Source organism: Arcticibacterium sp., from assembly GCF_055134445.1.
In genome coordinates this window covers 1-26,887 of sequence record NZ_JBSRVI010000016.1, presented here as the reverse complement: position 1 = coordinate 26,887, position 26,887 = coordinate 1, and the positions used below count along the sequence as shown (strand labels likewise).

The window sequence follows — 26,887 nt, the reverse complement described above, 5'->3', positions numbered from 1 at the left end:
ATGGCAAAGCAAACAGCGATTGAAAAAGCAACCGACTTAAGCCCTACATATACGGCACTCCGGAAGCTACAAACCAAGTTCCAAAAAAGATTTGATGAAAGCTTTCTAGCTGATGATTTTGAAGACTTAGCCATTTTGGAAAATGCAATTGAAGCCTTTAAGCAATTTGAGGCAACACTTTGGCAGCATTGCAACGCTTTGCAAAATGCCAGCGGAAAAGACCGTAAAACAGACCTACAGACATTTACGGTTATAGAAACACAAAAACAGTACATAGCACTTTTAGAACGTAACTATTTGCATCTTCATGGACTTATTCAAAGAAACAACATACGTAAGCCAACGGCACCAGATTCCAAGCCTTAAAGAGTGGATAAAGAAAAGCTATAAAAGCCTTTCAGACCTTAAAGAGCCTACACCCTCAGACCTGGAAGATAAAGCCAAGTTAAAAGAGGTAGCTCAATTCATAGTTGCAGCTGAAAACATGGAAACGGTCATGGAACATTTTCAAGACCTCTTCACCATCTACATAGAGGCCTTAGATATGATAAAGGCAGAGAGTCCAAAGATTCATGAGTTTATAGTTGCTATTCACAAAGCTAAACACCTCCAAATACATGAAAAAAGAACGCATAAGGGAGCTTGAAGCCGAACTAGGCGGCATTCTGTCAAATAAGGAATTTGAGGCTGCTATGTCTTATCATAATCGCTTTGCTGTCAATTTGAGGCTTAAGAGAGTGAATATAGTTATTGCCCAACTTCACAAGGGATATTTGGAAGGGAAGCCATCCAAGTTCTAAAACGTGGTTTACTCCTATTGGTTTATCTCTACGTCGGTTCCCCGAATTTTTCAAAACACCAAAACGATACTGAATTGTATGCATCAGCTGACAATTCAAAAACTAAAATCCTGATTAAGAAAATGCATGAACTTAGACAAATAGCCCACATTACCCAGAAAGTGACATTGAAACCACATTCTATTTTGAAATGTGATAAATACAATCGCTTACCTGGTACAGTATCGGAAAATTCCCGTAAAAATCTTATGCAGGAAAAAGATGACATGAGTCAATATAATGGCTACATATCACCGGCCACAAAAAGGGAAATTAAAAAGCGTTTGGAGGTTTGGCTTAGTGCTATAGAACTTTCAAAGAATCTTAAGCAATCAAAAAGCTGTGTTAACCCAAGCGAGATACTACCCACTTTTGTAACCTTAACGCTTCCTAGCAAGCAAGTACATTCTGACCAGGATTTGAAAAAATACCTATTGGAAAGATTTATAAAATGGGTAACTACCCCCTCAGACCAAATAATAAAGTATGGTCCACTTAAAGGCCAACAGAAAAGTTTTGGCGTTCAGCATTACTTTTGGAGAGCTGAGCCACAAAAAAACGGAAATATCCACTTCCATATTTTGCTAGATAAATATGTTCCATGGGAAAGAATACGCCAAGAATGGAATAAGATTTTAGAAACGTTAGGCTACATTACCAGGTACAACAACATGCAGCGTTTTTTCTACCGCAAAGGTTTTAAAATAAGACCTGAGCAACTAGAACAGGACATTAGCCGCTACCAGGTTTATGCCCAAAAGCTGAAAGAGTCCGGTAAGATTCCTAAAGATTGCCCGGATGCCTTAAAATCTATCTTCAAAATAGCCTTTGAACAAAAAAAGGAAATTGACAACGGAGTTTTGAAAAAAGCCGCAGAACTCAATCAGAAATTGAAATATGAAGATGGCATGAAAAACGGGTTTAATAACCCAAATTCTACAGACATACACGGTATAAAGAACCTTGCCAGCATTACGGCGTATGTGATAAAATACGTCACCAAAAAGCCAGAAGAAAAGCCGGTGGAATTGGCCGCTCCTGAAAGCATGGTTTTGCACGATGGTAAAGAGTTTATAGTAAAAGAAAAACTAGAAACCGAAAACGGCCAAAAAATAAAAGTCAGATATTACTATGACGATACCATTCCAGAGTATGCCAGTGATGTTTATATTGATAAAAGCCCTGTAATAACGGAATTTGTAGAACGCCGGCTACGTGGCAACATTTGGGGAACTGATAAAGGTCTAAAGGCTAAAAAAGGAGAAAGCCCCGTAAATTATTTTGTAACGGCTGAGTCTGAAACATACCGCTACATGCTAGAAGATGGTTCTGAAAGTACCCTAGAACCCGGCGAACACATCAAAAAACAGAATGGAGTACTTAAAATATTTAAGACTGTTTGGGTTGATGATATGTTTGGAAATAAACAACGTCAGCACGTGTATTGCCGCGACTATGTGGAGCCTGTAAAAATTGCCGCAAAAGACCGTTTCCCAGCCCCAGAGGTTGAAATAAATACACCGGTTAAAGAATACTTAGACAAAGTACGCGAACTGTCAGACAAAAGACAGCTACAGCGAATAAAAGCCGGTTTAGGTGAATTCTTTGAACAGTTAAACGGTGAAATAATACCTATTGACCAACAGCTAGGAAAAAATAAAAAATATGTTCGTCAGGACCAAGTGTTAAAAGCCTTATCCCCTGAGCTTCACAAGCAATATTTAGAACATTACAAAGCCGTTTATCAATACTTATATCAAGCTTAAGAAATGAAAAAAAAGAGTATAAAAATTAGAATCCCTGACTAAGTGGAAACGCTAAAGTTTGGCGTGTATTTGGTAGATGTAAATGGCAATATTACCGACAACACAGAGCCAAATAAACCCAGGCTTATTACAGCCGACCGGCTGAAAGAGCCTGATTGGTTAGTATTCTACAGAACAGAACCAAGCGTTGATTGGAACCACTTAATGAAAGCAATATTTGAAGCCCAGGAAAGGGCAGAAATCAAACTTTTACAATTCAAAATAGATATATGAACCCCTCTTTAAAATATCATTTTATGCAACAAGAAATATTTAACATAGAGCCAATAAAAAAAACTTACAGAGCCTTAAGGCATGAAGTAGTAAGAAAAAGACAAAATGAAAATTGCGATACAGCACACCACCCAGACAGTAAAATAAAGCAAATAAGAAACGTACTTTCTGAAATTTGCGGATGGGGAGATTTGAGTATTTTAGAACTTTTTGCAGGACATGGAAACCTTACCAAAATTTATGCAGAATATGGCGAAGTTCTAGCCAACGAATATAAAAAAAAGGTATTTGATAGATTGGTTTTAAACGTGTCAGATTGTGCCTTAGTACATTGTAATAGAGTAGATAGTTTTATTGATTATCACCAGTTAATTGCTCTAAAACAGACATTTGATGTAATAGACCTAGACCCTTACGGCTTCCCAAATAGGTTCTTTCCTGATGTCTTTTTATTGATTGAAAAAGGTGTCATGTTTATAACAATGCCTAAACCGTATGTAAATATCTTAAACGGTATTACCCAGGCACATTTAATAAGTTACTACGGAGATTATAACCCTACCAAGGATAAAATAATAGAAAGAATTGCTTTGTGGGGTTTATGCCATTGGAGGCAGTTGGAATTGATAGATTCAATTGACTGTAAAAGTGTTTGGCGTTTTGCTTTTTCCGTGAAAAAAGTTAAGGCCACAGAGTACACAAATGTTAAAAATAGATAGACAAAGCAAATAACATGAAACCCACCCTAAAATCAAAAGCCATTTTCTGGTTGGTCCTGCTGTTAATCTATGTTTTGCCAGTTAATCACCTGGAAGGTTGGCCGCTTTATACCTGGATAGTTCTATGGTCAATTATTGGCTTACTGATAGCCATAAATTTAGAATTTACCTATGCCGTATTGATTTTGATAGAAAAACTTTACCAGAAAACTAGAAAAACGAAATGAAAAAGCCCTTTAAAACCTACTACGGAGGCAAAGAAGCCGCCGGTACTTATCAAACCATCATAAACCACATTAGGCCACACCATTATTTTTTGGAAGGATTCGGAGGTAATTACACCATTAGCCGTAAGCTGAAATGTAAAAGCCTGAAATTGATATCTGAAGTGAATACACAAGTGTATGAAAGGTACCCAGAAAGCGACAAGCAATTTCTTTTCTATAATCAAGACTATAGAGAATTGATAGATTTTTATATGAATAAACAAAGATTTGCCGAAAACATGGTCATTTATTTAGACCCTCCATACTTGCTAGAATCTAGGAAATCAGACCGTTTGGTATATAATTCAGAGTTTGAAACCATTGAAAAGCATACCGAAATGTTAGAGCTGGCCAATGCATACAAAAACGTTTGTGACATCATAATCTCACACTATCCCCACCCTTTATATTTTGAAAAACTCAAAGGTTGGAATTATCACGAATTTCAAAGCCAAACCAGAAACGGACCAGCCACGGAAGGCCTTTGGTTTAATTATGAGGTAGACGAATTAGCAGACTACCAATATTTAGGCACAAACAGAGTAGACCGGCAAAGAATAAAACGGCGAATAAGATTACTTAAGCAAAAAATCAAAGCCTTACCAACCTTAGAAAGAAAAGGCCTTTTAAAATCACTTTCAGAAATTAAATAAACATCAGCTGCAGAACATACAAAAGTGTATGCATGATATCACCAAAACAGAAATATGAAACCAAACAGAGCATTAATAGTAAAAAAAGAGTGGTTAGATAAAATTTGGGATGGCTCCAAAAAATGGGAAATGAGAACCACCAAAACAACCATCACCGGCCGCATAGGATTAATAGAATCAGGCACCGGCCTAATAGTAGGCGAGGTAGATTTAATAGGATGCGGCGATACGCTTTTATGTCTCCCGTACCTGGTAAAGTATCACCAAGTAACAGACCCCGAAGCATTAAAGAAATGGAAATATGCCTGGTTACTAGAGAACCCCCTAAGATATAAAACCCCTATACCCTACACACACCCAAAAGGTGCCGTTATCTGGGTGAAAATATAACACCAAGATAACCGGCCGTTTTAATGCCGGATTATCAACTGTTATGTTTTGCCCTCAATACAATTTTAAGACCAAATTATATATACAATGAACAAACCAACCTACAGACCCGTAAACCAATGTTTTAAGAAAACCGACAAAGTAAGAGCTTGTCACTTGCTATTTGAAGACTTTAAAGCAGAAAGAACCGACATACCAAAATTTCCTTTTTACATGTGGCTACAGGAAAACGAGCTAGAAGCCCACCGGGGAAAAGATGAAAAAGGAAATTTTGGCTATTGCCTGGAATATGTGGAAAAACCTAAATCATAACCCTTTCAACCGTCTTCCTGCTGAAATTAGGATAGACTTTTAAGAACAAATCAATAGTAATATCTTCTTTAGATTTTAAGCCCATTTCCGCCCGGATATGGGCTATTTTTTTGTAAGCCGTATTGGAAGTACAGCCCCAAAGAGTCACAATGTCTGAGGCGTAAATTACAGCACGTAATGCAGTAGATGAGGTAGTTGTATTATCAGACATAAGAGGCTATATTTTAGGGGTTTATAATAACCAAATTTACACAATTTACCCCAATTTTGCCCAACTTCACACCCTACATTTTTTGTTAATAACCTTCTGCCCGTAATTCGTAGTGTAATTCAATGTGTAATTCGCTTCGCAATTCACTACATAATTCTATAAACACTACAAAAATGACAGTCCATAATTCAGATAGTAATTCATATAGTAATTCGGAAAACGAAGAACAGGAGTTAACAGACATCAAAAACGACCCCGAACTACAGGAAACCGGCGTAGATAAACCGGTTCAAAAAAGTTTAAGGTTTGACGGTTGGCTATACCGGGAAATGATGGAAGAAATGGCCGCAGAAAATATTACAGATTTTACATCTTTTACGCTTAACAAAGTAACAAGGTCTTACCAACAAGCCGCCCGCATAAAAGAGCTAGAAAGATTTGGAACGGATGAAGCCCTAAAACTACAAGCAGAACTAGCCACAGCAGAAAATACCATTAAGCTTTTAAGAGCCGAAATTTTAGAAAGTACGGCCAATGAAGAAATTCAAAATCTCCAGGATGAAAACCAGGTCTTAAGAGATATTATAGAAGAATATACTTGGATGACTCCTACAGACATAAATGAAATATTATGCAACTCCTAAAATTTCTATTCCAGTTTCTTAAAAACCTTTTCACCAGGGATAAAAAAGAGATAGTATGTTTTTCTGGTAATACAGAAATGACAGACCGGGAGTTTATTGAGAACCATATAAAAGGAATGAGGTCAAGAATCCCCAAAGAAAAGCCAGTCAAGCCAAAAGAGCCAAAGCCCACTATTGCCGATTTAATAGCAGCCAGGGCAAAGTATAACACCGGAACCAAATCATGGAAACGGCCAAAACATAAATTAATCATAGTCCTAAATCAAACAGGATACCACTTTAAAGCAGTAAAAAATAAAACCCCATTTAATTAATCATGGACAATCAATATAAAAAATCAATCGAAAAACTTCTTTCAGGAATCTTTGAAGCCGCCGGCAAAGCAAACATCATTACCACAGACGGTATTAATTATGAGGTAGTGAATAAATCCAATCTCATAACTACCGGAATGGCTGAGAAAGACACAATTTTTGAAACGTTAAATATTAATCCAGGTGCTAAAATGATGATTAACGGACTTTTAAGCAGTTTTGGAGGTATGGCCGCAAAAGGCAAGGTCATAAACTTTGACTTAAATATTGTCAAACATGCTGCCATTTGCTTTTTCTCCGAAAATTCCCACTTGATAGAAGGATTACCGGAGCTAATAGAAAAAATCAAAATCGACTTAGATAGCCGTAAAACCAAAAAATAAAAATGGCAGGAATAAACGATTTTCTAAATCAGGGAAGTAAATCAACCCTAGAAGATGAATTTAGCAAAGAACAAACCTTTGTGGAGGCCGGCACCCACCAAATACCGGAAGAATTTGAAGAGGAAGAGGAAGCCCCACACCAGGCACCGCCCCACCGTGAAAGAAAGGTTTATGACGATTGGCTAGAACCGAAATTAACCAAAGATGAACTTTTGGCAAAAGCCGAAATGGAGGCTTTTAAATACGGTGCCATAATTACGGGTTCTTTGACAATGGGTTATAGCTTGTTAGGCTTAATGCCACAGCCATTAACACCCGGCGAAAGCTTGATTTATGATGATTACATAGTTTCAAAACACAGAGCGAGAAAAGCAAACGAAACTTACTTAATAGATGAAGCGGACGAAATACACGACATCATAAGACGCAAAAGAGACTTTGACAATTACACCCAGGAGGTGAAAATTGATAAAGAACAAATGAACATGCTTAAGAAAGCCATTTTTGTAACATTGAACGGCAAAAACGAAAGAGGCGAATTGGGTCAAATGAGTATTGCCGGTGCCGTGGCTTCAATAGCCATGATTAAGGCCGCCCCCAGGTTAGGCGAACTAATACCACTTGTGGCCGGCTACGTGAAAAAGGGAATTGATAAAATGCGTAATACTGATTAATGAGCCGAACCGCAAAAATAACGCTTCATGTAGGAGATAAAAAAACGGGTAAAACCTTTGAAAATCTCAATATCATCAGAGCTTATGTTTTGAACAAAAATAGGCCGGTTATAATCTTAAGCCCGTTACAACCTGAATATGAGATTTTTGAACAAATCAGCATTGAAGATTTATATCATTTTAAATCTAAGATAGTACCTAAGCAAATTGTAAGAATTACAGACTTAGAAGACGTTCCAAAAGTATGCGATTTGATAAATAAATATGTTAGGAATGCTTTGATAGTGTATGAAGATGCAACCCGGTACATAGAAGCCAACCCACCCAGGCAAGTAAAAAATTTACTTTACAATAACCGGAACTTAGGTTTAGACCTCCTTTTCATTTTCCATGGAATAGTTTCAGTTCCTAATATGCTTATGAGTACCGCCGACATTATTATTTTACGCAAAACCAAGGACAATTTTAATAAAGGCACCGTAAAAACAAAAATAGAAGTACACGAGGCCGACATTCTAAACGCAGTAGCCCAGGTAGCCAAAAAAAACAAGGAATTAAGCCGCAAGCATGCAAGCCCCACCGACCCCCTAAACGGCCTTAATTATGCATCAGAAGTATTAACATTTTAATAAATAGAACAATGAAAAAAATAATTTCAATTTTCCTCTTACTAATCAGCTTAAGCACAATAGCACAAAAGCAAATAGCCACATTTACCGCCGAAAAATACCCCGTTTATTTAATCGGCTTTGTGGTCCAGGAAACCCCAGATAAAAACTTTCTTCTTTTTAGAGGTGGAAACTTTCAAAATCATGAGTTAGTACAAAGTTTACCGGGAGTGCCCAACCTTTCAAACATCCTTCTAAATCAAACAGATTGGGCAGGATTAATGCAACCGCCCGTTGAAAAACTGCCTTCAATACCAGGTTATGAAGTGGCCTATTGTTATGATGTAAAAGCAAACGTAACCGGCTACGGACTAGCAAAAGAAAGCACAGACTACAACGCTTATAAAAACGATCCAAATTTGCGACTGTTTAAAAGCCTAAAAGCAGCACAAAAGGAAGTTAGGACCATACCAGAAACAATGCCTATAAATATTACGGTGCCGGTGCCCCCCGTTATTAAAAACCCAGAACCAGAACTAAAAGCCACAAGCCCGGCCAGTTTAGGCCGTGTTGGTTATCGTGACGGCCAAAGCTATTTTGAACTTCTAAAACAGTTACCAGGAGGCACCGCCATTTTTGATTTTAAAGGTCAGGCCGTAAACTATCCAGGTATTGACAAATTGCCAAACGGTATTTTAGAAAGAAATGGTTTGGTACCTATTGATTTGCCTACCCACTCCACAACCGCAAATTGGGAAGGAGGCACCGCCGGCATAGTTAGCCAGGTAAGTATGAAGCTGTTTGACAGTAGCGGCCGGTTGGTTTGGGAATTGTACGACACAAAAGGAGGTTTTCACACAAATTTCAACGGAGGACCAAGGGGAAACAATCACCCCGATGAATCCTTAAGATGGATAAAGCCAGATTTGTATACGCTGCATTATGAAAATATAAGCGAAAACAATAGAGTAATACAACGCTTTGAAGTAACCAACGATAGAAATTTACAGCCAGATATTTATATTCCGGCTAAAACTTCCAGAACCATAACGCTTGACTTAAGGAGCCAATTAAGCCAATACCATACATGGAAATTGAATTGTAATTTTTACACAATAGCCGACTAGAAATAAGTGTTTGAATATGACCACATTGATATTGATGGAATACCTCGCTACAAATCACAATTAGCGGAGTACTACGGCTATCAAACCACTCATAACTTTAACCGTGGACACATGGCAATAGTATATGAAGAGTTTAAACGCTGTTTAATACCTTATAATAAAAAATTGCATTCATACACGCCCAACCAGTTAAAAATTATAGTAGGCATTTTAGGGAGAAATTAAGCCCGTCTAAACCCCAGACACAAAAAACATTTAGACGGATATTTAGACGAACTTTAGACATTTTATTTTAGGATTTAGGGTTGACCATAAAGCCGGCAGAATATTTCAGCCGGCTTTATTTTTGCTGTCAGTTGGAGCTAAGACCATAACAATTAAAAACCTTTACTATCTTTAAAACAAAAAAAAACGCACATGAAAAAACTCTCTATTTTAGCCCTATTGTTAATTTGCTTATCATGTATAGAAGATGTACCGCCAGTAATAGCCGATTTTAGCTATACAGAAACCGGAGAGGGAGGATATTACTTTCAAAACGAATCCACTAACGCCACTACTTATGAATGGGATTTTGGAACAGGAGATAGCTCCACAGAAGAAAACCCCTTAATACGTTTTACAGCAAACGGCACTTACACCGTAACCCTAACAGCCAAAGGCGAAGGCGGCCAAAACTCAAAAACCAAAACCATAAGAGTAGAATCTGTACCCACAACGGGCCAGGCTCTTTTTTATACCAACTGGTCTGGGGCCGGCTATGTTGATATTTATGTATTTGGTGAAGTTAAAGGAGTACTGACCAAATACTTTACCTCTGGAATTCCTACTTGTAATACGGAAGGAACCGTAAGTGTAACCCTACCAGGAGGAACATATAATTATACAGCTATCTCTTCAAATGGCTCAAGGTGGGAAGGAACATTCACAGTAATTAATGGAAAATGCACACCAAAAGGTTTGACAAACTAAGCCCTTTGGCATCTTTTTTGCCACTATTTAAAAATACTTTGGCATGAGAATTTGTAAAATTCAAATTTTCTCACCTCCTTTGAAATGCAAAAAACTAGACATAAAAGCATTTCAATTTGATTCACTATGAATCTTTGAAAAAGTGCCGCATCCCTACTTATACCTATAATGGGTATCGGGAGCCTTTGTTTAGGGCTTTGCAAATGGGTAGTGCGGCACTTTTTTTTGTACCCGCCGCTAATGCAAAAACTAAACATATCATGTCAAACAAATCAAACACGCTAGAGCTAAACGCTTATCAAGCCTACTTTTTTAATGAATTCTTTTCAGACCCTAAAATGCGTAACACCTTAAACAACTTAAGGCAAGTGCAGGAAGGTGTATGCCATAATTCTATTTTTATAGATGGCGTATCTGTAGACCCTCCCGTAATGGAAGATTTAGAATACCTTATAAACTGCCTAGAAGAAATGTGGCTATGCCGAGTAAAAGAAACCACCGGCACTCCTTTAATTCCAGATGAAAGACCTTATAAGTTTCACTATGAAATTCAAGAAAGCACAAACTTAATGGTAGCGACATGATTGTCGTTAGCATATGAACCCTTTAAGATGTTACCGACAAAAAAGTCGGGAACATACCCCCACAAAAAGCCATTGATTAATTTCAATGGCTTTTTTTTATGCCTAAAATCTAACTAAAAGCTTCTTTATATGCGTGAATGGCTGCGAATTGTACCGTTTTGAGAAACTTATTTTTTTTTGTCTTGCATATTTGAACCAGACAATCATACATAGAAGAGACATGAAAGGAAAATTCTTTTTCAACCAGGCCACGGCCAGTTTTGTAGGTTCTTTAATTGCCCTCGCTATTGTAGGCGGTTTAGCATATGTCATTTATAAGAATGAATACACCAAACCCATAACGCCGAAAGTACCGGAGCCAAAACCAGAACCAGAACCAGAACCGGAGACAGAAGAGCCTGAAAAAGTAGTACCTAAAAAGACTACAAAAAAAGTAGAACCGAATGCCAGCGATAAATCTAAGTGAGAACAGTAAAGAAGCCTTAGAACAGATTCTATCAGAGGCCGGCGGTGAAGCTGTAAACCAGGTAGCCGTTTTAGTGGAGGCATGGAAAAAGAAAAATGGTTTAGTGGGTGCTGTAATTCTTGGTCCTAACGGTGAAGTTTACACCAACGAAACGACAAGGGAAAAAGCAGAGAGAGAAGCGGCTGAACTGTTAGCTATACAAGAACAGGAGGCGGCTAGTAGTAGAAAAACGATAATAATTACAGTAGTGTCTATAGTTGCAGTAGTGGGCATAGGTATCTACTTAATAAATAAAAAGAGGTAAATCCTTTTCTTCTAAAAAGGATTGTCTTCGGTCGGGATGTGGTAACACTCCCGGCAGATATTAATTAAAAAGACAAATGGCAAAGACAAAGAAAGGTTTCATTTATCAGAAGACAAACGACGCACAAAACGAGATTTTGGCACGTAAGAAATTCAAGTCTAAAAAGCTTAATGAAAAGGAATTTGTAATTGAAAAATTTAAGTCTGGTTTGTTCCTCATTTCAGAGTTTGGAGGAATAGACGAAGAAACAAAACAGCCTATTGAAAAGGGTGTTGAATGCAAAAGAAATTTGGCAGAGGTTGCCGAATATTTAGGACTTTCTAAAATCATAATGTAATGGCAAAGAAAAAAGCGAAAGCAAAACCAAGAGCAAAGGCAAAACCAGCCACGGCAAAGCAAAAAAAGGCTAGAGCCGCATTCTCAGCGAATGCTAAAAAGGCTGCAAAGTTGGTAAAATCCGGGAAGGTTAAAACGCTTAAAGCGGCCTGGAAACAAATTAAAAAATAGGTTATGGCGTGGATTGCGGCGGTAGCTGCCATAGTGCCACAGGTGGTAAGTTTAGTAAGTGGTTTAACTAAAACTAAACAGTTAGCCTATAATCAGGAAATCGCTGAACTAGCCGCAAATAAAGAACTGACGGCCGTACAACTCGAAAAAGAGCTTTTAATTATAAAAGCTAACATAGAGAGAGACCGGATAGACGAGGAAACGAAACAACAACAGCAACAAATTATTGCGGCGATTGTGATAGTAGTTATTCTTAGCATTGTAGCAATTATAATAACTAGAGAACAAAAATGACATTTCAACATTTAGCACGAACATACCGAGACGGTCAGGCAGTAGGAGAAGGCTATTTTGCCGAAATCATTCGTTTTGATTACGAGAATGAAAGAGTCTTTATTTTGAAACCTAAAGAAGGTGGAAGCACTGGTTTTAAAGTTAGGACTAGAGAAAATTTGACTTCTGTTTTCCCAGATGGTTTGAAACGATTCCCCGTAGAATATTATCCATTTGTAATTACAGATGCTGAGGCAGAGGAAAGCACCGGAGCTATTGTAATTGCAGCTAGTGGAGAGTCACCGCCAGAATATTCTTTTGGTTATATAGTTTCTAATAGTGCTCTTTTAACCAATATTGGAAACGCAACGCTTAACTACCTGAATAGCACAAATACAGTTAAAAGAGCGGTTTCTTTATCGGCTATTCAAGGGGTTAATTCAGCCATTGAAGCGGCAAAAAAAACAACAAACTTGGAGGCGTTTAGTAATGCCTTAAAGCAGACATTTAGACTTAAATAAAACATTTCATCAACAAACAAAAAACAGAAAATAAGTTATGGCAGTATCAGCATATTTTGACGCCACAGGCAGAGGAACCCCAGGACAATTAAGAGACGGTTCTGTAATTGGTATAATTAGAGATTCCAATACCGGGGATTCTTCCGCATTTGGGTGGAAAATAAGAACCCGTTATTACATGGGTAAGTTAGTTTGTGAGCTTATTCAATATTCTACAGCTACCACGGCCGTAAGCGGCCAAGAGGGATATTCGGTAAGAGGTAGAGAAACGCTTTTGGCTTCAAATGCAATGGTAGTGGCTTTAGGAACTACCAGTATTAACAAATTTGCAACTGAGGCAGAACTAGCGGCAATGAGGCTTGCACCTGGCGACATTATTCCAAAAGCCCCAACAGACGACGAAATTCCGTTTGAATTAGATGCTGATTTGCATGTCTTGAAAAAAGACTTGCCCTTATCTGATGTTGAATTTGTTCAACAGATTGGTGCAAGTAATTTACAAGCGGCCTTAGTTGCCGGTGCATCAGCTACACCATCTACAACCTCAAGCACTACCACAAGCGTTTTAGGTATGAATGTAGACATGAGCCAGGTTGTAAAAATCGGTATCGTGTTGGTGGTATTGGTTGCGGCTTACAAGTTCGCACAAAGCCAAGATTGGATATAAAGATTCCTTAGATAGTAGTATATAAGCAAAAGCCGCCGCACATGCGGCGGCTTTTTTTATTCAAAAACAAAATGCCAGTACAAGCACCAGAAGGAATAGAAACGCCGTGGGATTACTACCCATTCGCTACCTTTCTCGTGCCGTCATTGCCGCCAATACCAACTATGGAACAAGAAATAATTCAAACGCAAGCCGAAAAGCTACAGGCTGAAAACCTGCAAATAATAGAGCAGATAAAACTTGTTATTATTCAAATCAAAATTACTGGTGGAGATAATACGGCCAATAAGTTAGCCAAAAGTTTAGAACAGGCCACTATAGGATATATGAATTTGGATTATGTAAATCCGGTATGGCCTACATCTAAAAACAAAAGGTTTGAGATATACGGCCTAATGGATGATATAAGGGTTTTAGAGGCACAATATAGGTTAAATGTATATTTCTTAAAAAGGTTGAATCCTGCTTATGATGGTGTACCTATTATTACCAGTCCAGAAGATGCCATAAAGGCAAACATTAACCAGGGATTGAACACCGCCAACCCCGTAAATACGGGATTCGGCACAGGCTTACAAACAAACTTTGCAGGATATACCCCAACAGCGGCCGACGAAAGCGGCATTAATTGGCTTTATGTGGTAATAGTAATTGTGTTGATAGGCGTAGGGTTTGGAGCTTATAAATACTTAAAGTAATCAAAAATGGATATTAATAAAGGTGATGTAATATATGCAAGGCCGGGAATTTCAGCAGCCTATTATTCGCAGCCAGACCCTAGCAAAAGAGCCGGTTATTTAGATGCAATAAACGTAGAGATTCCACCGGTGTTAGGAAGCTTTACCGGAGCGGTTAAGAAAAATGTGAACCTTGAATATTTAGAGATTTCAAGCGTGGTAAATGTGACTACTTCTAATCCAAGTCCTCAAATTGTGTACATCACCACACATGATTTTGATGAATATTGGTTAAGAGAAGCAAAAGTAACCGCAACGGCCCCACCCAGCACAACACCAGGCACAGAACCAAGTCTAGAAGATATTTTAGCAGGTTACCCAGGCACCGGCACACCAGACACAGGCACAGTAATAAACCCTTATGACAGGCTTGATTATAGTTTAGGTTCAAACGGTTCAAATATTACAAGTAACACCCAATGGCTTATTTATGCATTAGTGGCGGTTAGTGTTATTGGTTTGATTACGGTTATTGTAAGAACACAATTCAAAGATTAAAATGGCAAGTAATAAAAATAGTACAAACGGATTTTCAACGGGAGCGTTGGACATGCTTATATATGTAGGAATGGGCGTTTTAGTCTTGATGTTCTTTAAAAACTATATTGTGCAGTTTGTGGAAACCTTAAGACAAGGCAAAGCTGATGAACTAGCCGACACCATAGGAACCGGAACCAACAGAGCGGCCGAACATGCAAGCCAGTTAAGAAACGCAATGAACCCGTCAGGTTCTGAAACAATGAGAAAGTGGGATGGAACAGACGAAGCCGCCATATTTTCAATAGCTCGAGACATTACAGACTTTCCGGCAGTAGCGGCGGCTTATAGAACTCTTTATAGTAGTGCGTTAACTACAGACCTAAGTGATGAATTAGGAAGTTCAGACTATGCCAAATTTATAGGCGTAGTAAATGGAATTGGTGTAAAAAGTATTGATTACGGAGCCGGTACCACAACCCCAAGCACGAGCCCAAGCCCAACTACAAGCACTACAAGCACTACAAGCAAAGATAAGTTTGCACCTGGAACGCCCGTAAAGACTACGGGAGGCGTGAGCTATGGAAGCGGCGTAAACATTAGAAGCTACAGCGATATTACTAAAATAGTTGGTAACATTCCTAATGACCGTTACGCCGGTATAGTGGAAGCAACTATAAACTTTACCAATACCGCTTTAGCGACAAAAGGAAGGTATGTTTTCCTTAAGGATATGACCAAATCTTATTTTAACGATGGTGAATCCACAAGAGGTTGCATTTATGAAGAACTTTTAATAAAACAGATATGAACGAAAGAACAGGAGCGTTCGGTGACATCTTAGATGTATTAACCGGAGAAAAAAAACCAACTGCAAACGTGATTACGTCAGCAGATGAAACATGGAGCGGCCTAGCCTTAAATTTTTGGCTATATGGCATTTTAGCTTTTGCGGTTGGTGTTGTGATTTGGAAAGTTTTAAACAAGTAATTAATAATGTATTTAACTATTAATGATTTATCGGCCATTTATATCAATGCCCCACTTTCGAGGCTTGAAAAGGCATTGCCGTATGTAAATCAGACTTTAGAAAAATACGAGATTAACACCCGTTTAAGAATAGCGGCCTACCTGGCACAATTGGCCGTTGAATCTGGCGAGTTCTTTTATTCTAAAGAAATTCACGACGGTTCAAATTATGAAGGTAGATTAGATTTAGGTAACATTTTTCCCGGAGATGGGAAACGGTTTAGAGGCTTTGGAGATATTCAATTAACAGGCCGGGCAAATAATCAAGCCTATGGCGATTATATAGGTTTAGATATTACCGGGAATGCTACCAATAGAGAAAAGTTAGCAGAGTACCCACTTAGGCAAGATGTAGCCGGATGGTTCTGGACAGAGTTTAAAGCCCTGAATAAATATGCAGATTTAGGGGAATTGGAAAATTATAAAATAGTTAAAGGCGTTTGGTATTCTGCTTTTGAATATTTGACTTACATCATTAACGGAGGGCAAAACCACATTACAGAACGTAAAGCATATTACAAAAGAGCTTTGCAAGTGTTGCCGGTTGGCTTTGACAATGTGATTGCTATTAAAAAAAAAATTCCGGTGCAAATCGCTGGAATGCCGACGGTACTATTAGGAATTTTTATACTCTTGGTTCTTGGCCGCATATACAAAAATTATACAAATGGGTAAACTTAACGGCGAAAAAATAACGCAAATACTTCTCTTCTTGGTAGCCATTACTACCATTTGGAGAAATTTAATAGATATCAAAGAAAATCAGATTGATAAAAAATGAAAATATTAGTTGAAAACATACCGGATGCCATAGCGGTTTTAAGACCACTTACCACACTTACAAGTTGGAAAAGGTTTGGAGATGCTAATAATTTGAGTCGTGCTATACGGTCAAATTACATTTCATCAAAAGGAACATCTTTAGATAAGATTGCTATTGAAATTCAGGAAGCTACCGGGACCAATAAAGACGAAAGTTATATTATTGAGGACTTTATTGAATTTGCTCATAAATACCCAACAGCCGCAAAGATTAACGGCTACTTAAGAAAACGTAAAAAGGAGCAAACCACCAAAAAATCTAAAGTGATAAGGTTGGGCATGGTGAATCATAAAGAACTTAAATGTTTGGTTGGTTCTATCAGAAAACAGCTTTCAGATTCTGAGGTAATCAAAGAAACCCAGGAGTTTATAGATTCGCCAAAATACTATTTTGGAAAGTTGCTAGAGGTGAAAGCTTGTAGGTCAGATATATTTTCATATACCGAACGTAACCAGTTACGAATTATAAAGGCAGTTAGAACGGAGGTTTTAAGAGCAAAACCACCAAAGAAAACTTTCAGCAAGCAACAAAAAGGAATAGCCGGAATAAATAAAGAGGTAGTAAGGTTAGCACATTTGGACGGAAAGGCCGGCAAAGCCTTAAAAACTGCTAAAGTATATTACCAACAAGCCGCAAAGCAGATATTTTAAGATGAGCAGAGAGCAGAAAAAAATATTAAAAAAGGCTACCGGTTCCACTTCTCAAAAGAAGGGATTAAAAGACCGCTATAAGCAAGATACACTTAAACAGAAAGTTGGTGTAAAAGTGGCTTTGTATATTGAAAAACTAACAGATAGCCCAGAAGGTGCCAACGGCACAAGGTTGGACCAGTACTGGAAAAAAAACACCGTCAATTTAATTGCTCATAATTTCTTTGACCAAAACAGACTACCAAAAGGATTAAACCCATTTGATGCAAAAAGCATTATTCAATTTTTCGGCTTAAGAGGCATTCAATTTGGTAACTGGTTAAGCCAAGAGGATAGATATAATTATATGTTTGGATTGGCCGCAAGCCTATACGACATGAAAGTAATTTTAGGATTACCATATAAAAAAATGGGATTCAATGGCAAATTAACCGTTTCGCTTGGTGCTAGAGGTTCAGGGCGTGCAAGTGCAACATTTTACCCGTCACTTTTTGCCATTAATCTAACAAGGTACCCGGATGGTTACAACACTAAGTTTTCGCTAGACAGGAAAGAGGTTTTAAAACGTAAGGCAGAGAAATATGAAAAAATGTTGCTCAAAGGTGGTATTGGTTCTTTCTCCCATGAATGGATGCATGCTTTAGATTTTCACCAAGGAAAAGGAGATTTCTTAAGCGGTGGGCATTCCACCAGGTACACCATAAATAAGACAAAGTATTTCGGCAAAGGTTTAGAATCAGATTATGAAAAGGTTTTGGCTGAAGTTAACACCAACACCAAAACTGACTTTTCGAAATCGAAATGGAGGGAGCAATTAGACCAAACTTTGGACGGGTCGCCAATGGGTGACTATTTCAAAAGTAGGGTAGAAATAATAGCCCGTTCTTTTGAAAGTTATCTGGCTGTAGAAATGGCAAAAAAAGGCATCAAGAATATATTCATCAGTAAGCCTAAATATGAAGCATTTATTTACCCAACGGCCAACATGTTAAGAGCCGCAAAGCCACATTTTGACAATATTATTAAAGCATACCGAAACGAAAAATAAATATGAAAACCTTACTACTCATTCAAGACCAATTATTAAAATTCATTGCATTTATATTCAATATCCAACTTGGATTTATAAGCGTAATAGGTGCCTTTGTGGTCCAATATATTTTTGATGATTTTCAATATTTAATATTTCTAGGGATTGCCTTATTATCAAACGCAGTAATGGGAGGATGGGCAGCTGTGAAACAAAAGAACTTTTCAATATCTATTTTCTTTACTGAATTGGTTGTTAAGTCTGTTCTATATATGATTTCTCTAATTGTATTACACCAACTAACTAGAATAAGCATAAACGGTGAAAGTCTTGATTGGCTTTCTTGGTTATCAGCCCCGGCACTATTTGGTTTTGTAGTTAAAGAGGGTTTAAGTGCTTTTGTGAATATTGAAAAGGTTAAGCCTGGTTTTATACCGAGTTGGATTGTCTCGAGATTGACTGAATTTAATAATGAAGGTAAAATTTCATCTTTGGCACCAAATGAATGAAGAAACTAAAACCAAACTAATAAGCTACGGCACCGGCTTAATGGTGATCGTCTTTTTAGTGTTCGCAAATGGCAAATATCAAAAGGCGGTGGGCTATAGTGAAGGGCTAGAGGCCGGCCAAAGTCTTTATGCTGTTGATAGGGAAATAATAGTACAATCGCTTACCGATAAATACGAGGCACAAAGAAAAATACAAGAATATGAAATCAAAGAATTGGAAAAAGGCCGCTTGTCAGAGCTTGTTGATAATACTAAGCTTACTGAGCTTGAAAAGTTACGGGCAATCAACGACCTATTCCGACAGCCTTAAAACTGTAACGGAATTTGTAAAGAATGCACCGGCTATTTTAGATTCTTTGACTGAATTAAAATATTCAAGAAAAAGAGAAAAAATGTATCTCCAGGATATACAAAATTGTATTCAATACCGGGAAAGCATTAAAGAACAATTTGATTTAACCATTGCCGAATTTAAGACGGTTGAAAGTAATTGGAATCAAATAAAAGACCATTACCGAGTGAAGAAAAACGGTAAAGTAAAAAAGAAGTTAACAGTAGGTAAAGACATTGCAAAGGTTGCAATTGGTGTATTTATAACATTGATAATTATATAATAAAATGAAAGGAATAATTAAAATATTGCTATTTGGGGTTGGTATTATGATACTGTTTAAGCTATTAAATGATGAAGGTGAAATTCCTAAACTTTTGAATGAAAAAACAAATCCAGAGCCACAAAGCCCAAAAAATTTGATAGTACGAAGTAACGGCGGCGGTGTTAGGGCTAAAACTTATGACAACATAAGCCAAATAGACATAACAAATCCAACTATACATAAACTTACTGCCGGAACAATTCATAGTTATAGTTATGAAATTGAAGGTGGTACATGTGCCATTTCTATAGATGGAAATAGTATGAATTACGCCGATGGGAAATTTGGAAGCGATACCGCTACAGAAACATTTAAGCAGGAAATTATTTTTACACCGGGTGCTGGTTGTACCGTTAGAATTAAAACTATTTACTAATAATGAAAAAAATATTAATACTTCTTTTGTTGCCCATTTTTGCAATTGGGCAAAGTGTACAAGGAACCAACAAACCACAATCAATAAGGGCTACTTTAGTGAATGGCCTATATGTTGGTACTGGTCAGGATACCGAAAATGTAATTCTTGGAAAAAACGCAATGACCAAAACAACGGCCGGCTCTTTAAATATTGCCATTGGCCGTAATGCTTTGCGTTATTCTGAGAACCTGGGAATGGGAGGGCTAAGAAATAGTAAGGGGAATACTGTAATTGGTACTGATGCCATGAGTTCCGGCCTATTGGAAGGTGAATATAATGTAGCAATAGGTTATTTAAGCCAGGAAAAAGGCCTAGAAAGTTATTGTAATGTAGGTATAGGTATAAGAACCCTAAGAGATAATTTAGTGGGTAAATATAATACTGCCGTTGGTACTGATGTACTCCAAGTAAATACCGCCGACCATAATACCGGCCTTGGTTCTAAAACATTATTGGTAAATAGTACAGGCACCGAAAACGTAGGTTTGGGGCTTTCTAATTTGTATAACAATACCACCGGGTCTTATAATAGTTCCGGCGGTTCTCTTTCTTTATATTCTAATATTATCGGTTCTTATAATACCGCATTTGGATATCGCTCTCTTTATACTAACATAGCCCCAGGTAATACAGCATTTGGAGCATTCACATTAATATCTTTAACAAGTGGCACTTATAATGTAGCGTCCGGCTATCAAGCGGCCTATACTTTAACAACGGGAAGTTTTAACGTTATTCAAGGTTTTAAGGCTGGTTATTATATTACAGGAAATAGTAATGTTCTAATAGGTTCTAACGCTGCGGAAAAGGCAACCGTTGGGGGTTCTAATGTAGCCATAGGTTATGCAGCCGGCACTAATTATGATGATGGAATTGGAGGCACCGGAGATGTGACAACTTTAAACCAGGCCATTATAATTGGTAATTCGGCAAAGACAAAAGCGGCTAGTAGTGGCAATGAAATTGTAGTAGGGAGTAGTGCAAAAGGAAGGGGAGATAATACTGCAAGGTGGGGAAATTCAAGTATTACAAATCATTACTTTAGCGGAAAAATAAACCTTACTGATTTAAATACTGCTCCGGCAACAAATGCCACAACATGCACCGCCGGCGAAATTAGAATAACAGATAGTTACATTTTTGTATGCACTTCAGCAAATAGCTGGAAACGTGCCACACTTTCAACGTACTAAAATTATGAGTAAACCAGTATACATGCCGTCACATGTTACGGTAATGAATAATCACGCCAAAACATGGGAATTAGAAAAACCAGTTCCGGCAAGAATTAGGATTCTTAAAAATGGCGTGGTTATTTATGAACATTATTCGGATGGTGTAGGGAGCCAACAAAGCGACAATCATCCTCTAAGAGATGAAGCCATTACAGCTTTGGCAAATTACAAAATGGGAACTAATGTAGGCCGTTTAGAATTACCGGAAGGGACCTATACATTAGAAATAAAGAATTTTATAAATGGTACCAAATATGATATTATAGGGATTTTGCAGGGTGAGAATATACCCACAACACCATTATTAAAAGCAAACCCAGGCACTACGGTAACCGCAAATTTTAATATTGATAATAATAATGCATGGTTTAAAATAAACATGTGGCAAGCGTGGCTGAAACCAGATGGAAGCCTAACAATTGACCCTCGAGATGTAGGTATAACCGCTGATAAAATTAGAAATTATTTTATTGAAGAGGCGTTACCACCTCCTATTAAAACAGCAGAGCCGCCAGTTTCATTGCCAGACCCAGGAACGCCGCCAGACCCAGGAACACCGCCAGACCCAGGAACGCCGCCAGACCCAGGAACGCCGCCAGACCTAGGAAAACCAGACCCAATATTAAGTACTAATATTATACCCGGTACAGTATTTAGTGTAGGATTCCTAAAGGCTTATTTTGCTGAGCGAACAACTGTAGAATTAATTGTAATAGCCATATTGGTATTTGCAGTCTTTAAAGTTTTGACCAACTTATTAAAATCTTAAGACCACCCTTTTAAATCTTCTTGATTAAAAGAATGGGCATATTTCCGGATGTACTTAGCGGTACTATTTGCGGATTTATGCCCGTTTTGATTTTGGAGCATTGCTAAATTTCCGTTTGTAATTTCATAAAGTGAAATATTACCGGAATGCTTGAAGCCGTAAATGGTGTAATTATCATCAAAGCCAAGTTTGTCTTTTAACAGTTTGAAGCTTTGATAAAAAAAATGTTGGTTCACTACTTTTACACCAGGCACCCCACCGGTACCAAAAATGTAAAAGTTTTTAGGATAGTTGTTAATTCCTAACTCTTCTATTAGGTCCGTTAATTCTTCCGGCAAAATTGGTTCTTTAGAATGATTTGATTTATTATTATCGCTTCCAATTCTCAACCTATCCCCTTTTATATCTCCAATTTTCAACATTCTAAGTTCTTTGTGCGGCCGGCCAAAGGTGAAATAAATTAACTTAGTCATTAGGAGCAATTGAAAATCATTTTTGTCTCTTAAGTAATCCCATATTAGTTTTCTTTCCTCCCCGGTGTATGGCGTATGTTTATCTGATTCCTTAACAGTTATTTTATATCGTGCAAATGGGTTTGTTTTTTCAATATTGTTCTCATCATAATACCATTCAATAAAAAGTCTAAAAACAGTAAGGTATAATCGAGCTTTTGAACCGTTTGCCATCTCACTTACCAATAATTCGTTATAATAGCTTTTGGCATGACTTTTGTCAAAGTGTTGCGTTTGCATCCTTTCAATCTTATTTTCTATTAGAAAGTTATCCACATGTTTAAAAACTGATGTGTATATTCTGATAGTCTCTTTTGATAGTTTTTTAACGTTCTTTTGGTAGTCCAAGTAGCTTTTAAAATCATCTCTAATCGACATCTTAGCGAGCTTGTTTTTCATGCCAATTTCAGAATCAAAAACATATCCTAAATGGAGCTTGTTGTTAATGTCAGCCATCAGGGTATTAACCTTGTTTAATCGCTCTTTATGTGCTTTAATATGATTGTACTTTTTCAAGTCAACTTTTTTAAGTTCATTTGTTTCCAGATGGGTAACATAAAAGCGAATCATCCAATTTTTACGAACATCACGTTTGCCATTTTTGGGCAAAGGGTAAAGAATACACTCCCGGTACTCCTGCCCGTGGACGTTCAAAAAAGTTTCTTGTCGTGCTTGCATTGTTCCTGGTATTGTGACTTTAAAGTGCCTAATAGGTTTAAACAGTTACAAATTAGGCTTATAACTTTGTTATTTGTTAATAGCCTGTTAAATATTTGTAAGCAAGCACATTTTGGATGTTAATTTGTAAGGTAGTCTAATAAAATATCAAAATACAAACTCAAAGAAAATGAAATCAATGAAAAGAGTATTATTTACAGTTGTTGCTATAATGGCTTTTGCAGTGGCTTCAAACGCCCAGGGTGTACTTAAATTTGAAACAGAAAAGCATGATTTCGGCACACTTGCTGAAGGTCCAGTAGCTCTTTATTCATTCAAGCTTACCAATACAGGAACTGCTCCTGTAGTAATTTCAAGAGCTATGGCTTCTTGTGGCTGTACTACTCCAGAGTGGAGTACTGATCCTATAATGCCTGGTGCATCTAGTTCTATCAAAGTTGGATATAACACTTCTGGTCGTCCTGGTAATTTCAAAAAGACAATTACGGTAACTAGTAATGCGGAAAACGCTACAGTGATATTAACTATTAATGGTTCGGTAACTCCGAAGTCAAAAACCAAATAGTTTTTAATCAAGAATTAATTGAAAAGGACTTATCCGATGCGGGTAAGTCCTTTTTATTTTAAAGTCTCCTACTAATTCTTAGTAATTTTGGGCTTTCATTTGACTCTTCATATCATCACCAATACCAATTAATGATAGATTCTCTTACAGCAAACGCTTTTTACAAAACCGAAATAAAAGTACAATGGTCAGATATGGATGTGGCTCGCCATGTGAACAATGCAAACTATTTTAAATGGGCCGAATCTGCCAGAATTGGTTTCTACGAAGCTCTAAGTTCTGTAAATCTAAACTTTGAAAATATAAGCATCATTTTATCTTGGCAGGATTGCAAGTACTTTGCCCCAGTAACCTATCCAGACACCATCATACTTACTTATGATATTATAAGTTTAATGCAAGACCGGATTACTGGTGAATGCAGAATGTATTCTGATAAAAACCAGAAAATAGTAGCCATTGCTAAGAGTACCGTGATGGCTTACGATTTCAAAGACCTAAAGAAAACGAATATTCCTGGGCCTTGGAAAAAAACCATGTTAGACATTTATGGAGAGGCTATTCTTAAAGAATAGTCCTCTATTCCCCTTTAAATACGGCATTTCGTTTTTCTAAAAAGGCTGTAGCTCCTTCTCTAAAGTCTTTGGTAGAGGTAAGATATTCAAAGTTTTCCATTTCTGACTTAAATCCATCTCTTTTACCATCATAAAATGCATTTACACTGTCTATTACCTTAGCAATAGCCAATGGTGCCTTCTGACTAATCTTTTTCAAAATCTCCATCGCTTTAGGAACCTCTTCGCCCGGGCTAACCACATGATTTGCCAATCCAAGCCTATGGGCTTCCTTGCCGTCAATCATGTCTGCAGTCATCATCAGCTCCAAAGCCTTTCCCTTTCCTACTAATTGACAGAGTCTTTGAGTACCCCCATAACCAGGAATTAGCCCTAATTTAACCTCTGGAGTGCCAAACAAAGCCTTTTCTGAGGCCACCCTTATATGACATGCCATGGCTAACTCACAGCCGCCTCCCAAGGCAAAACCATTAACAGCGGCAATAACCGGCAAATGGCAGTTTTCAATAGCATTAAAAACCACGTGACCTTGCTCTGGACTGAAGGTCTCTCCTTCTTCCACCGCAACGAACTCAGAAATATCGGCACCCGCCACAAAGGCTTTTTCTCCGTCGCCAGTTATTATTACTCCCGAAACATCAAGGCTTCTTAACTCCTCATTAAAGAAATCTAAAAGCTCTTTCATTAATGTCTGGTTTAAGGCGTTTAACGCCTTTGGTCTTGATAAAACCAAAATAGCTACCCCGTCTTCAATGCTAACACTTATCGTTTCAAATTTTCTCATTATTTCTATCTCTTTATATTTCAATTTTCAAAAACCGGTTTGCGTTTTTCCATAAAAGCCGTAAAGGCTTCAGTCAAGTCGTTTGACAATAACATTGAAGCATTCCAAGCTGTCATATAGTTTAAAGATTCCGCAACACTATGATCCCTTTTGTACAACAGCATTTCTTTGGTACCTCTAACGCTTAAGGGCGATTTAAGAGCTATTATTCGGGCAATATTATCTACGTATTCTATCATGAGCTCCTTTGATGTAAAACTTTGATTGACCAGTCCTATCTCCGCTGCTTCTTTCCCACTTACCTCTCTACCTGTGTATGCCAGTTCGGCGGCTATTCCGGGATGGATGATATTTGGCAATCGCTGCAATGTGCCTATATCAGCCACAAGACCTAAATCAATTTCTTTTATAGAGAAATAGGCATCATCTGTACAGTATCTCATATCACAAGCCGTAGCAATATCCAAACCACCACCTATACATGCTTTATGAACGGCCGCGAGAACCGGCTTTCGGCATTTTTCTATTGATGTTATGGTTTGTTGCAATTTAAAGATAAAACCTCTTAGAGCTTCTCTTTTCCTACCTTCACAGGGGATGGAAGCAAACCGCTGAATGTCCATCAGCGTTTCCAAATCAATACCTGCACAAAAGTTTTGTCCTTCACCAGACAAAACAATAACTCTAACTTCTGGAGTGCTGTCCATTTCCTCAAAAACCGCTTGCATTTCCTCCCAAGCTGGTAAGTGAAGAGAATTCGCCTTTTGAGGTCGGTTAAACCTAACATGAGCCACATGAGCGTCAATGTCAATTTTAAAATGTTCGTAATTCATGTTGATGATTTTAGGATTTAAACCCGCTTTATGCATTATAAAATCTCCCGATTTTATCGGTACCGTAGCTAAATTACTTCAAATCAGTTCGTAAACACACTTAAATTCAATCACCAAAACGGTGCTATGCTAATCTCGTTTAAATGCCTGATTTATTCCACTTTAATACTTATTACGATTCTCCAACGCATAAACCGGATTAAACAAATATATCCTTTCTGCACACGTCCTCAAAATACATTCTACATTCACATTTTTCAAATGTGCAAACCTCATAAATTGGTTTTTAAAAATAAATTGAAACATCACAAAAAATAATGAATTTATAACTTATTGTATCTCAGAGAGATGCATTTAAAAACAATCAATGGGCAAAAATAAATGTAAAAAAATACCATCTTTTTTTAGTCAGGGCTTGCACACGTCCTTAAAAGCGTATACTTTTGCATCTCAATTCGGAAACGAAGTCAGAATTCCTTCTTAGCTCAGCTGGTTAGAGCATCTGACTGTTAATCAGAGGGTCCTTGGTTCGAGCCCAAGAGAAGGAGCAAAAAGCAGCAGAAATGCTGCTTTTTTTTGTGCCCTTTTGGGTCATTTCAGCTATAAAATTGGTGGACTTTCATTACCCTCCCTTACGGATAAACCTCCACCTATATCACTACGCCCGTTTGAGGGCTTTAAAGGAGGCTCTTTTACACTAAAAACACAATACTGTATTGTGACATACAGCAACAAAACATACGGCTAAGGAATCCCAAGAGAGTCCATCTCCCTTTTTAAGCCGCTTTATGCATTTGGCAATCTCCCTATAGTTATCGGTACCGTAGCTAAATTGCTCCAAAACAGTTCGTAAACCCATTTAAACTCAATCACTAGAACCCTTCGACAAAAAGCTCAGGGCAAACTGCTATGCTAATCTCGTTTAAAAGTCTGATTTATTCCACTTTAAAACTCATTACCATTCTCCAATACATAAACCGGGTTTAAAGGGACCAAGAACAAAAGTAGGGGGATAGCTGTTAAATTCTGAATTTTGGAGAAATTTAACATCTATAAAATTGGAAGAACTAGTAAAGCTATTGTTGCCCGAATTGTTAGTCGATAATTTCAATCTGATAAAGGTCGATAAGGATA

At 37.6% G+C, this 26,887-nt stretch carries 44 protein-coding genes and 1 tRNA gene; 41 read left to right on the top strand and 4 right to left on the bottom strand.

What is annotated here, in order from left to right; translation table 11 throughout:
• The 10 genes from ACTBZY_RS02070 (at position 1) to ACTBZY_RS02025 (ending at position 5,218) form a co-directional block, all read left to right on the top strand.
• Positions 1-366, top strand: a complete 366-nt coding sequence (locus tag ACTBZY_RS02070; protein ID WP_463044664.1) for a hypothetical protein — start codon at positions 1-3, stop codon at positions 364-366.
• The gene (locus tag ACTBZY_RS02065; protein WP_463044663.1) at positions 308-646 is read left to right on the top strand and encodes a hypothetical protein; all 339 of its coding nucleotides are present in this window, start codon (positions 308-310) and stop codon (positions 644-646) included. The genes ACTBZY_RS02070 and ACTBZY_RS02065 overlap by 59 nt, the downstream gene beginning before the upstream one ends.
• Positions 618-800 carry a hypothetical protein gene (locus tag ACTBZY_RS02060; RefSeq protein WP_463044662.1) on the top strand — a complete coding sequence of 61 codons (183 nt, stop codon included), beginning with the start codon at positions 618-620 and terminating at the stop codon, positions 798-800. The genes ACTBZY_RS02065 and ACTBZY_RS02060 overlap by 29 nt, the downstream gene beginning before the upstream one ends.
• A gap of 122 nt (positions 801-922) precedes the next feature.
• Positions 923-2,605: a rolling circle replication-associated protein gene (locus ACTBZY_RS02055; RefSeq protein ID WP_463044661.1), complete on the top strand. Its 1,683-nt coding sequence runs from the start codon at positions 923-925 to the stop codon at positions 2,603-2,605.
• A gap of 42 nt (positions 2,606-2,647) precedes the next feature.
• Positions 2,648-2,878 (top strand): hypothetical protein, encoded by a 231-nt coding sequence (locus tag ACTBZY_RS02050; RefSeq protein WP_463044660.1) that lies wholly within the window; start codon positions 2,648-2,650, stop codon positions 2,876-2,878.
• 23 nt (positions 2,879-2,901) lie between these two features.
• Positions 2,902-3,597, top strand: a complete 696-nt coding sequence (locus tag ACTBZY_RS02045) for a hypothetical protein (protein WP_463044659.1) — start codon at positions 2,902-2,904, stop codon at positions 3,595-3,597.
• A gap of 14 nt (positions 3,598-3,611) precedes the next feature.
• On the top strand, positions 3,612-3,824 hold the full coding sequence (locus ACTBZY_RS02040; protein WP_463044658.1) for a hypothetical protein: 213 nt from the start codon (positions 3,612-3,614) through the stop codon (positions 3,822-3,824).
• Entirely contained in the window at positions 3,821-4,516 is a 696-nt protein-coding gene (locus ACTBZY_RS02035) for a DNA adenine methylase (protein WP_463044657.1), read from the top strand. Before ACTBZY_RS02040 ends, ACTBZY_RS02035 begins: the two co-directional genes overlap by 4 nt.
• 54 nt (positions 4,517-4,570) lie before the next feature.
• Positions 4,571-4,906 carry an ASCH domain-containing protein gene (locus ACTBZY_RS02030; RefSeq protein ID WP_463044656.1) on the top strand — a complete coding sequence of 112 codons (336 nt, stop codon included), beginning with the start codon at positions 4,571-4,573 and terminating at the stop codon, positions 4,904-4,906.
• 87 nt (positions 4,907-4,993) lie between these two features.
• Positions 4,994-5,218 (top strand): hypothetical protein, encoded by a 225-nt coding sequence (locus tag ACTBZY_RS02025; protein ID WP_463044655.1) that lies wholly within the window; start codon positions 4,994-4,996, stop codon positions 5,216-5,218.
• On the opposite strand, the gene ACTBZY_RS02020 is transcribed toward ACTBZY_RS02025, so the two are convergent.
• Positions 5,208-5,429 (bottom strand): hypothetical protein, encoded by a 222-nt coding sequence (locus ACTBZY_RS02020; RefSeq protein ID WP_463044654.1) that lies wholly within the window; start codon positions 5,427-5,429, stop codon positions 5,208-5,210. The genes ACTBZY_RS02025 and ACTBZY_RS02020 overlap by 11 nt on opposite strands.
• 173 nt (positions 5,430-5,602) lie before the next feature.
• Between ACTBZY_RS02020 and ACTBZY_RS02015 the strand changes: the two genes are divergently transcribed.
• The 28 genes from ACTBZY_RS02015 (at position 5,603) to ACTBZY_RS01880 (ending at position 21,806) form a co-directional block, all read left to right on the top strand.
• Positions 5,603-6,073 carry a hypothetical protein gene (locus ACTBZY_RS02015; RefSeq protein WP_463044653.1) on the top strand — a complete coding sequence of 157 codons (471 nt, stop codon included), beginning with the start codon at positions 5,603-5,605 and terminating at the stop codon, positions 6,071-6,073.
• Complete coding sequence (locus tag ACTBZY_RS02010) at positions 6,061-6,387, top strand: hypothetical protein (RefSeq protein WP_463044652.1); 327 nt, start codon at positions 6,061-6,063, stop codon at positions 6,385-6,387. Before ACTBZY_RS02015 ends, ACTBZY_RS02010 begins: the two co-directional genes overlap by 13 nt.
• Positions 6,388-6,389: 2 nt before the next feature.
• The gene (locus ACTBZY_RS02005; RefSeq protein ID WP_463044651.1) at positions 6,390-6,770 is read left to right on the top strand and encodes a hypothetical protein; all 381 of its coding nucleotides are present in this window, start codon (positions 6,390-6,392) and stop codon (positions 6,768-6,770) included.
• Positions 6,771-6,772: 2 nt separating this feature from the next.
• Positions 6,773-7,444, top strand: coding sequence for a hypothetical protein (locus ACTBZY_RS02000; protein ID WP_463044650.1), 672 nt, complete (start codon positions 6,773-6,775; stop codon positions 7,442-7,444).
• A complete protein-coding gene (locus ACTBZY_RS01995) occupies positions 7,444-8,073 on the top strand; it encodes a hypothetical protein (RefSeq protein ID WP_463044649.1) in 630 nt (209 codons plus the stop codon). Before ACTBZY_RS02000 ends, ACTBZY_RS01995 begins: the two co-directional genes overlap by 1 nt.
• A gap of 11 nt (positions 8,074-8,084) precedes the next feature.
• On the top strand, positions 8,085-9,179 hold the full coding sequence (locus ACTBZY_RS01990; protein WP_463044648.1) for a hypothetical protein: 1,095 nt from the start codon (positions 8,085-8,087) through the stop codon (positions 9,177-9,179).
• A gap of 417 nt (positions 9,180-9,596) precedes the next feature.
• A complete protein-coding gene (locus ACTBZY_RS01985; protein WP_463044647.1) occupies positions 9,597-10,151 on the top strand; it encodes a PKD domain-containing protein in 555 nt (184 codons plus the stop codon).
• Positions 10,152-10,285: 134 nt separating this feature from the next.
• On the top strand, positions 10,286-10,735 hold the full coding sequence (locus ACTBZY_RS01980; RefSeq protein WP_463044646.1) for a hypothetical protein: 450 nt from the start codon (positions 10,286-10,288) through the stop codon (positions 10,733-10,735).
• A 220-nt stretch (positions 10,736-10,955) separates the two neighbouring features.
• Positions 10,956-11,201 (top strand): hypothetical protein, encoded by a 246-nt coding sequence (locus tag ACTBZY_RS01975; RefSeq protein WP_463044645.1) that lies wholly within the window; start codon positions 10,956-10,958, stop codon positions 11,199-11,201.
• Entirely contained in the window at positions 11,179-11,505 is a 327-nt protein-coding gene (locus tag ACTBZY_RS01970) for a hypothetical protein (protein ID WP_463044644.1), read from the top strand. Before ACTBZY_RS01975 ends, ACTBZY_RS01970 begins: the two co-directional genes overlap by 23 nt.
• 76 nt (positions 11,506-11,581) lie before the next feature.
• A complete protein-coding gene (locus ACTBZY_RS01965; protein ID WP_463044643.1) occupies positions 11,582-11,842 on the top strand; it encodes a hypothetical protein in 261 nt (86 codons plus the stop codon).
• Complete coding sequence (locus ACTBZY_RS01960; protein ID WP_463044642.1) at positions 11,842-12,012, top strand: hypothetical protein; 171 nt, start codon at positions 11,842-11,844, stop codon at positions 12,010-12,012. The genes ACTBZY_RS01965 and ACTBZY_RS01960 overlap by 1 nt, the downstream gene beginning before the upstream one ends.
• Positions 12,013-12,015: 3 nt before the next feature.
• On the top strand, positions 12,016-12,306 hold the full coding sequence (locus tag ACTBZY_RS01955; RefSeq protein ID WP_463044641.1) for a hypothetical protein: 291 nt from the start codon (positions 12,016-12,018) through the stop codon (positions 12,304-12,306).
• On the top strand, positions 12,303-12,806 hold the full coding sequence (locus ACTBZY_RS01950) for a hypothetical protein (RefSeq protein WP_463044640.1): 504 nt from the start codon (positions 12,303-12,305) through the stop codon (positions 12,804-12,806). The genes ACTBZY_RS01955 and ACTBZY_RS01950 overlap by 4 nt, the downstream gene beginning before the upstream one ends.
• Before the next feature lie 37 nt (positions 12,807-12,843).
• Positions 12,844-13,473, top strand: coding sequence for a hypothetical protein (locus ACTBZY_RS01945; protein WP_463044639.1), 630 nt, complete (start codon positions 12,844-12,846; stop codon positions 13,471-13,473).
• Between the two features lie 71 nt (positions 13,474-13,544).
• Entirely contained in the window at positions 13,545-14,171 is a 627-nt protein-coding gene (locus ACTBZY_RS01940; RefSeq protein ID WP_463044638.1) for a hypothetical protein, read from the top strand.
• A gap of 6 nt (positions 14,172-14,177) precedes the next feature.
• Positions 14,178-14,708, top strand: coding sequence for a hypothetical protein (locus ACTBZY_RS01935; RefSeq protein ID WP_463044637.1), 531 nt, complete (start codon positions 14,178-14,180; stop codon positions 14,706-14,708).
• A gap of 1 nt (position 14,709) precedes the next feature.
• Entirely contained in the window at positions 14,710-15,498 is a 789-nt protein-coding gene (locus tag ACTBZY_RS01930; RefSeq protein ID WP_463044636.1) for a hypothetical protein, read from the top strand.
• Positions 15,495-15,677, top strand: a complete 183-nt coding sequence (locus ACTBZY_RS01925) for a hypothetical protein (protein WP_463044635.1) — start codon at positions 15,495-15,497, stop codon at positions 15,675-15,677. Before ACTBZY_RS01930 ends, ACTBZY_RS01925 begins: the two co-directional genes overlap by 4 nt.
• A gap of 6 nt (positions 15,678-15,683) precedes the next feature.
• A complete protein-coding gene (locus tag ACTBZY_RS01920; protein ID WP_463044634.1) occupies positions 15,684-16,391 on the top strand; it encodes a glycoside hydrolase family 19 protein in 708 nt (235 codons plus the stop codon).
• Positions 16,392-16,493: 102 nt separating this feature from the next.
• Complete coding sequence (locus ACTBZY_RS01915; protein ID WP_463044633.1) at positions 16,494-17,189, top strand: hypothetical protein; 696 nt, start codon at positions 16,494-16,496, stop codon at positions 17,187-17,189.
• 1 nt (position 17,190) lies between these two features.
• On the top strand, positions 17,191-18,237 hold the full coding sequence (locus tag ACTBZY_RS01910) for an LPD1 domain-containing protein (protein WP_463044632.1): 1,047 nt from the start codon (positions 17,191-17,193) through the stop codon (positions 18,235-18,237).
• 2 nt (positions 18,238-18,239) lie between these two features.
• Entirely contained in the window at positions 18,240-18,728 is a 489-nt protein-coding gene (locus ACTBZY_RS01905; protein WP_463044631.1) for a phage holin family protein, read from the top strand.
• Positions 18,721-19,038, top strand: a complete 318-nt coding sequence (locus ACTBZY_RS01900) for a hypothetical protein (RefSeq protein ID WP_463044630.1) — start codon at positions 18,721-18,723, stop codon at positions 19,036-19,038. The genes ACTBZY_RS01905 and ACTBZY_RS01900 overlap by 8 nt, the downstream gene beginning before the upstream one ends.
• Positions 18,995-19,342 carry a hypothetical protein gene (locus tag ACTBZY_RS01895; protein WP_463044629.1) on the top strand — a complete coding sequence of 116 codons (348 nt, stop codon included), beginning with the start codon at positions 18,995-18,997 and terminating at the stop codon, positions 19,340-19,342. Before ACTBZY_RS01900 ends, ACTBZY_RS01895 begins: the two co-directional genes overlap by 44 nt.
• A 4-nt stretch (positions 19,343-19,346) precedes the next feature.
• The gene (locus ACTBZY_RS01890) at positions 19,347-19,760 is read left to right on the top strand and encodes a hypothetical protein (RefSeq protein ID WP_463044628.1); all 414 of its coding nucleotides are present in this window, start codon (positions 19,347-19,349) and stop codon (positions 19,758-19,760) included.
• 2 nt (positions 19,761-19,762) lie between these two features.
• The gene (locus ACTBZY_RS01885) at positions 19,763-20,995 is read left to right on the top strand and encodes a hypothetical protein (protein WP_463044627.1); all 1,233 of its coding nucleotides are present in this window, start codon (positions 19,763-19,765) and stop codon (positions 20,993-20,995) included.
• 4 nt (positions 20,996-20,999) lie between these two features.
• The gene (locus ACTBZY_RS01880) at positions 21,000-21,806 is read left to right on the top strand and encodes a hypothetical protein (RefSeq protein ID WP_463044626.1); all 807 of its coding nucleotides are present in this window, start codon (positions 21,000-21,002) and stop codon (positions 21,804-21,806) included.
• On the opposite strand, the gene ACTBZY_RS01875 is transcribed toward ACTBZY_RS01880, so the two are convergent.
• Positions 21,803-22,996, bottom strand: a complete 1,194-nt coding sequence (locus ACTBZY_RS01875) for a tyrosine-type recombinase/integrase (RefSeq protein WP_463044625.1) — start codon at positions 22,994-22,996, stop codon at positions 21,803-21,805. The genes ACTBZY_RS01880 and ACTBZY_RS01875 overlap by 4 nt on opposite strands.
• A gap of 178 nt (positions 22,997-23,174) precedes the next feature.
• On the opposite strand from ACTBZY_RS01875, the gene ACTBZY_RS01870 reads away from it, so the two are divergent.
• Together ACTBZY_RS01870 and ACTBZY_RS01865 are read left to right on the top strand one after the other, a co-directional pair.
• Positions 23,175-23,561: a DUF1573 domain-containing protein gene (locus ACTBZY_RS01870; protein ID WP_463044624.1), complete on the top strand. Its 387-nt coding sequence runs from the start codon at positions 23,175-23,177 to the stop codon at positions 23,559-23,561.
• A gap of 131 nt (positions 23,562-23,692) precedes the next feature.
• Positions 23,693-24,136 carry an acyl-CoA thioesterase gene (locus ACTBZY_RS01865; RefSeq protein WP_463044623.1) on the top strand — a complete coding sequence of 148 codons (444 nt, stop codon included), beginning with the start codon at positions 23,693-23,695 and terminating at the stop codon, positions 24,134-24,136.
• 4 nt (positions 24,137-24,140) lie between these two features.
• Here ACTBZY_RS01865 and ACTBZY_RS01860 read toward each other — a convergent pair whose 3' ends face one another.
• Together ACTBZY_RS01860 and ACTBZY_RS01855 are read right to left on the bottom strand one after the other, a co-directional pair.
• Complete coding sequence (locus tag ACTBZY_RS01860; RefSeq protein ID WP_463044622.1) at positions 24,141-24,920, bottom strand: enoyl-CoA hydratase/isomerase family protein; 780 nt, start codon at positions 24,918-24,920, stop codon at positions 24,141-24,143.
• A 20-nt stretch (positions 24,921-24,940) separates the two neighbouring features.
• Positions 24,941-25,753: a crotonase/enoyl-CoA hydratase family protein gene (locus ACTBZY_RS01855; protein WP_463044621.1), complete on the bottom strand. Its 813-nt coding sequence runs from the start codon at positions 25,751-25,753 to the stop codon at positions 24,941-24,943.
• 474 nt (positions 25,754-26,227) lie between these two features.
• Between ACTBZY_RS01855 and ACTBZY_RS01850 the strand changes: the two genes are divergently transcribed.
• Positions 26,228-26,301 (top strand) — tRNA-Asn (locus tag ACTBZY_RS01850).
• Positions 26,302-26,887: the final 586 nt, after the last annotated feature.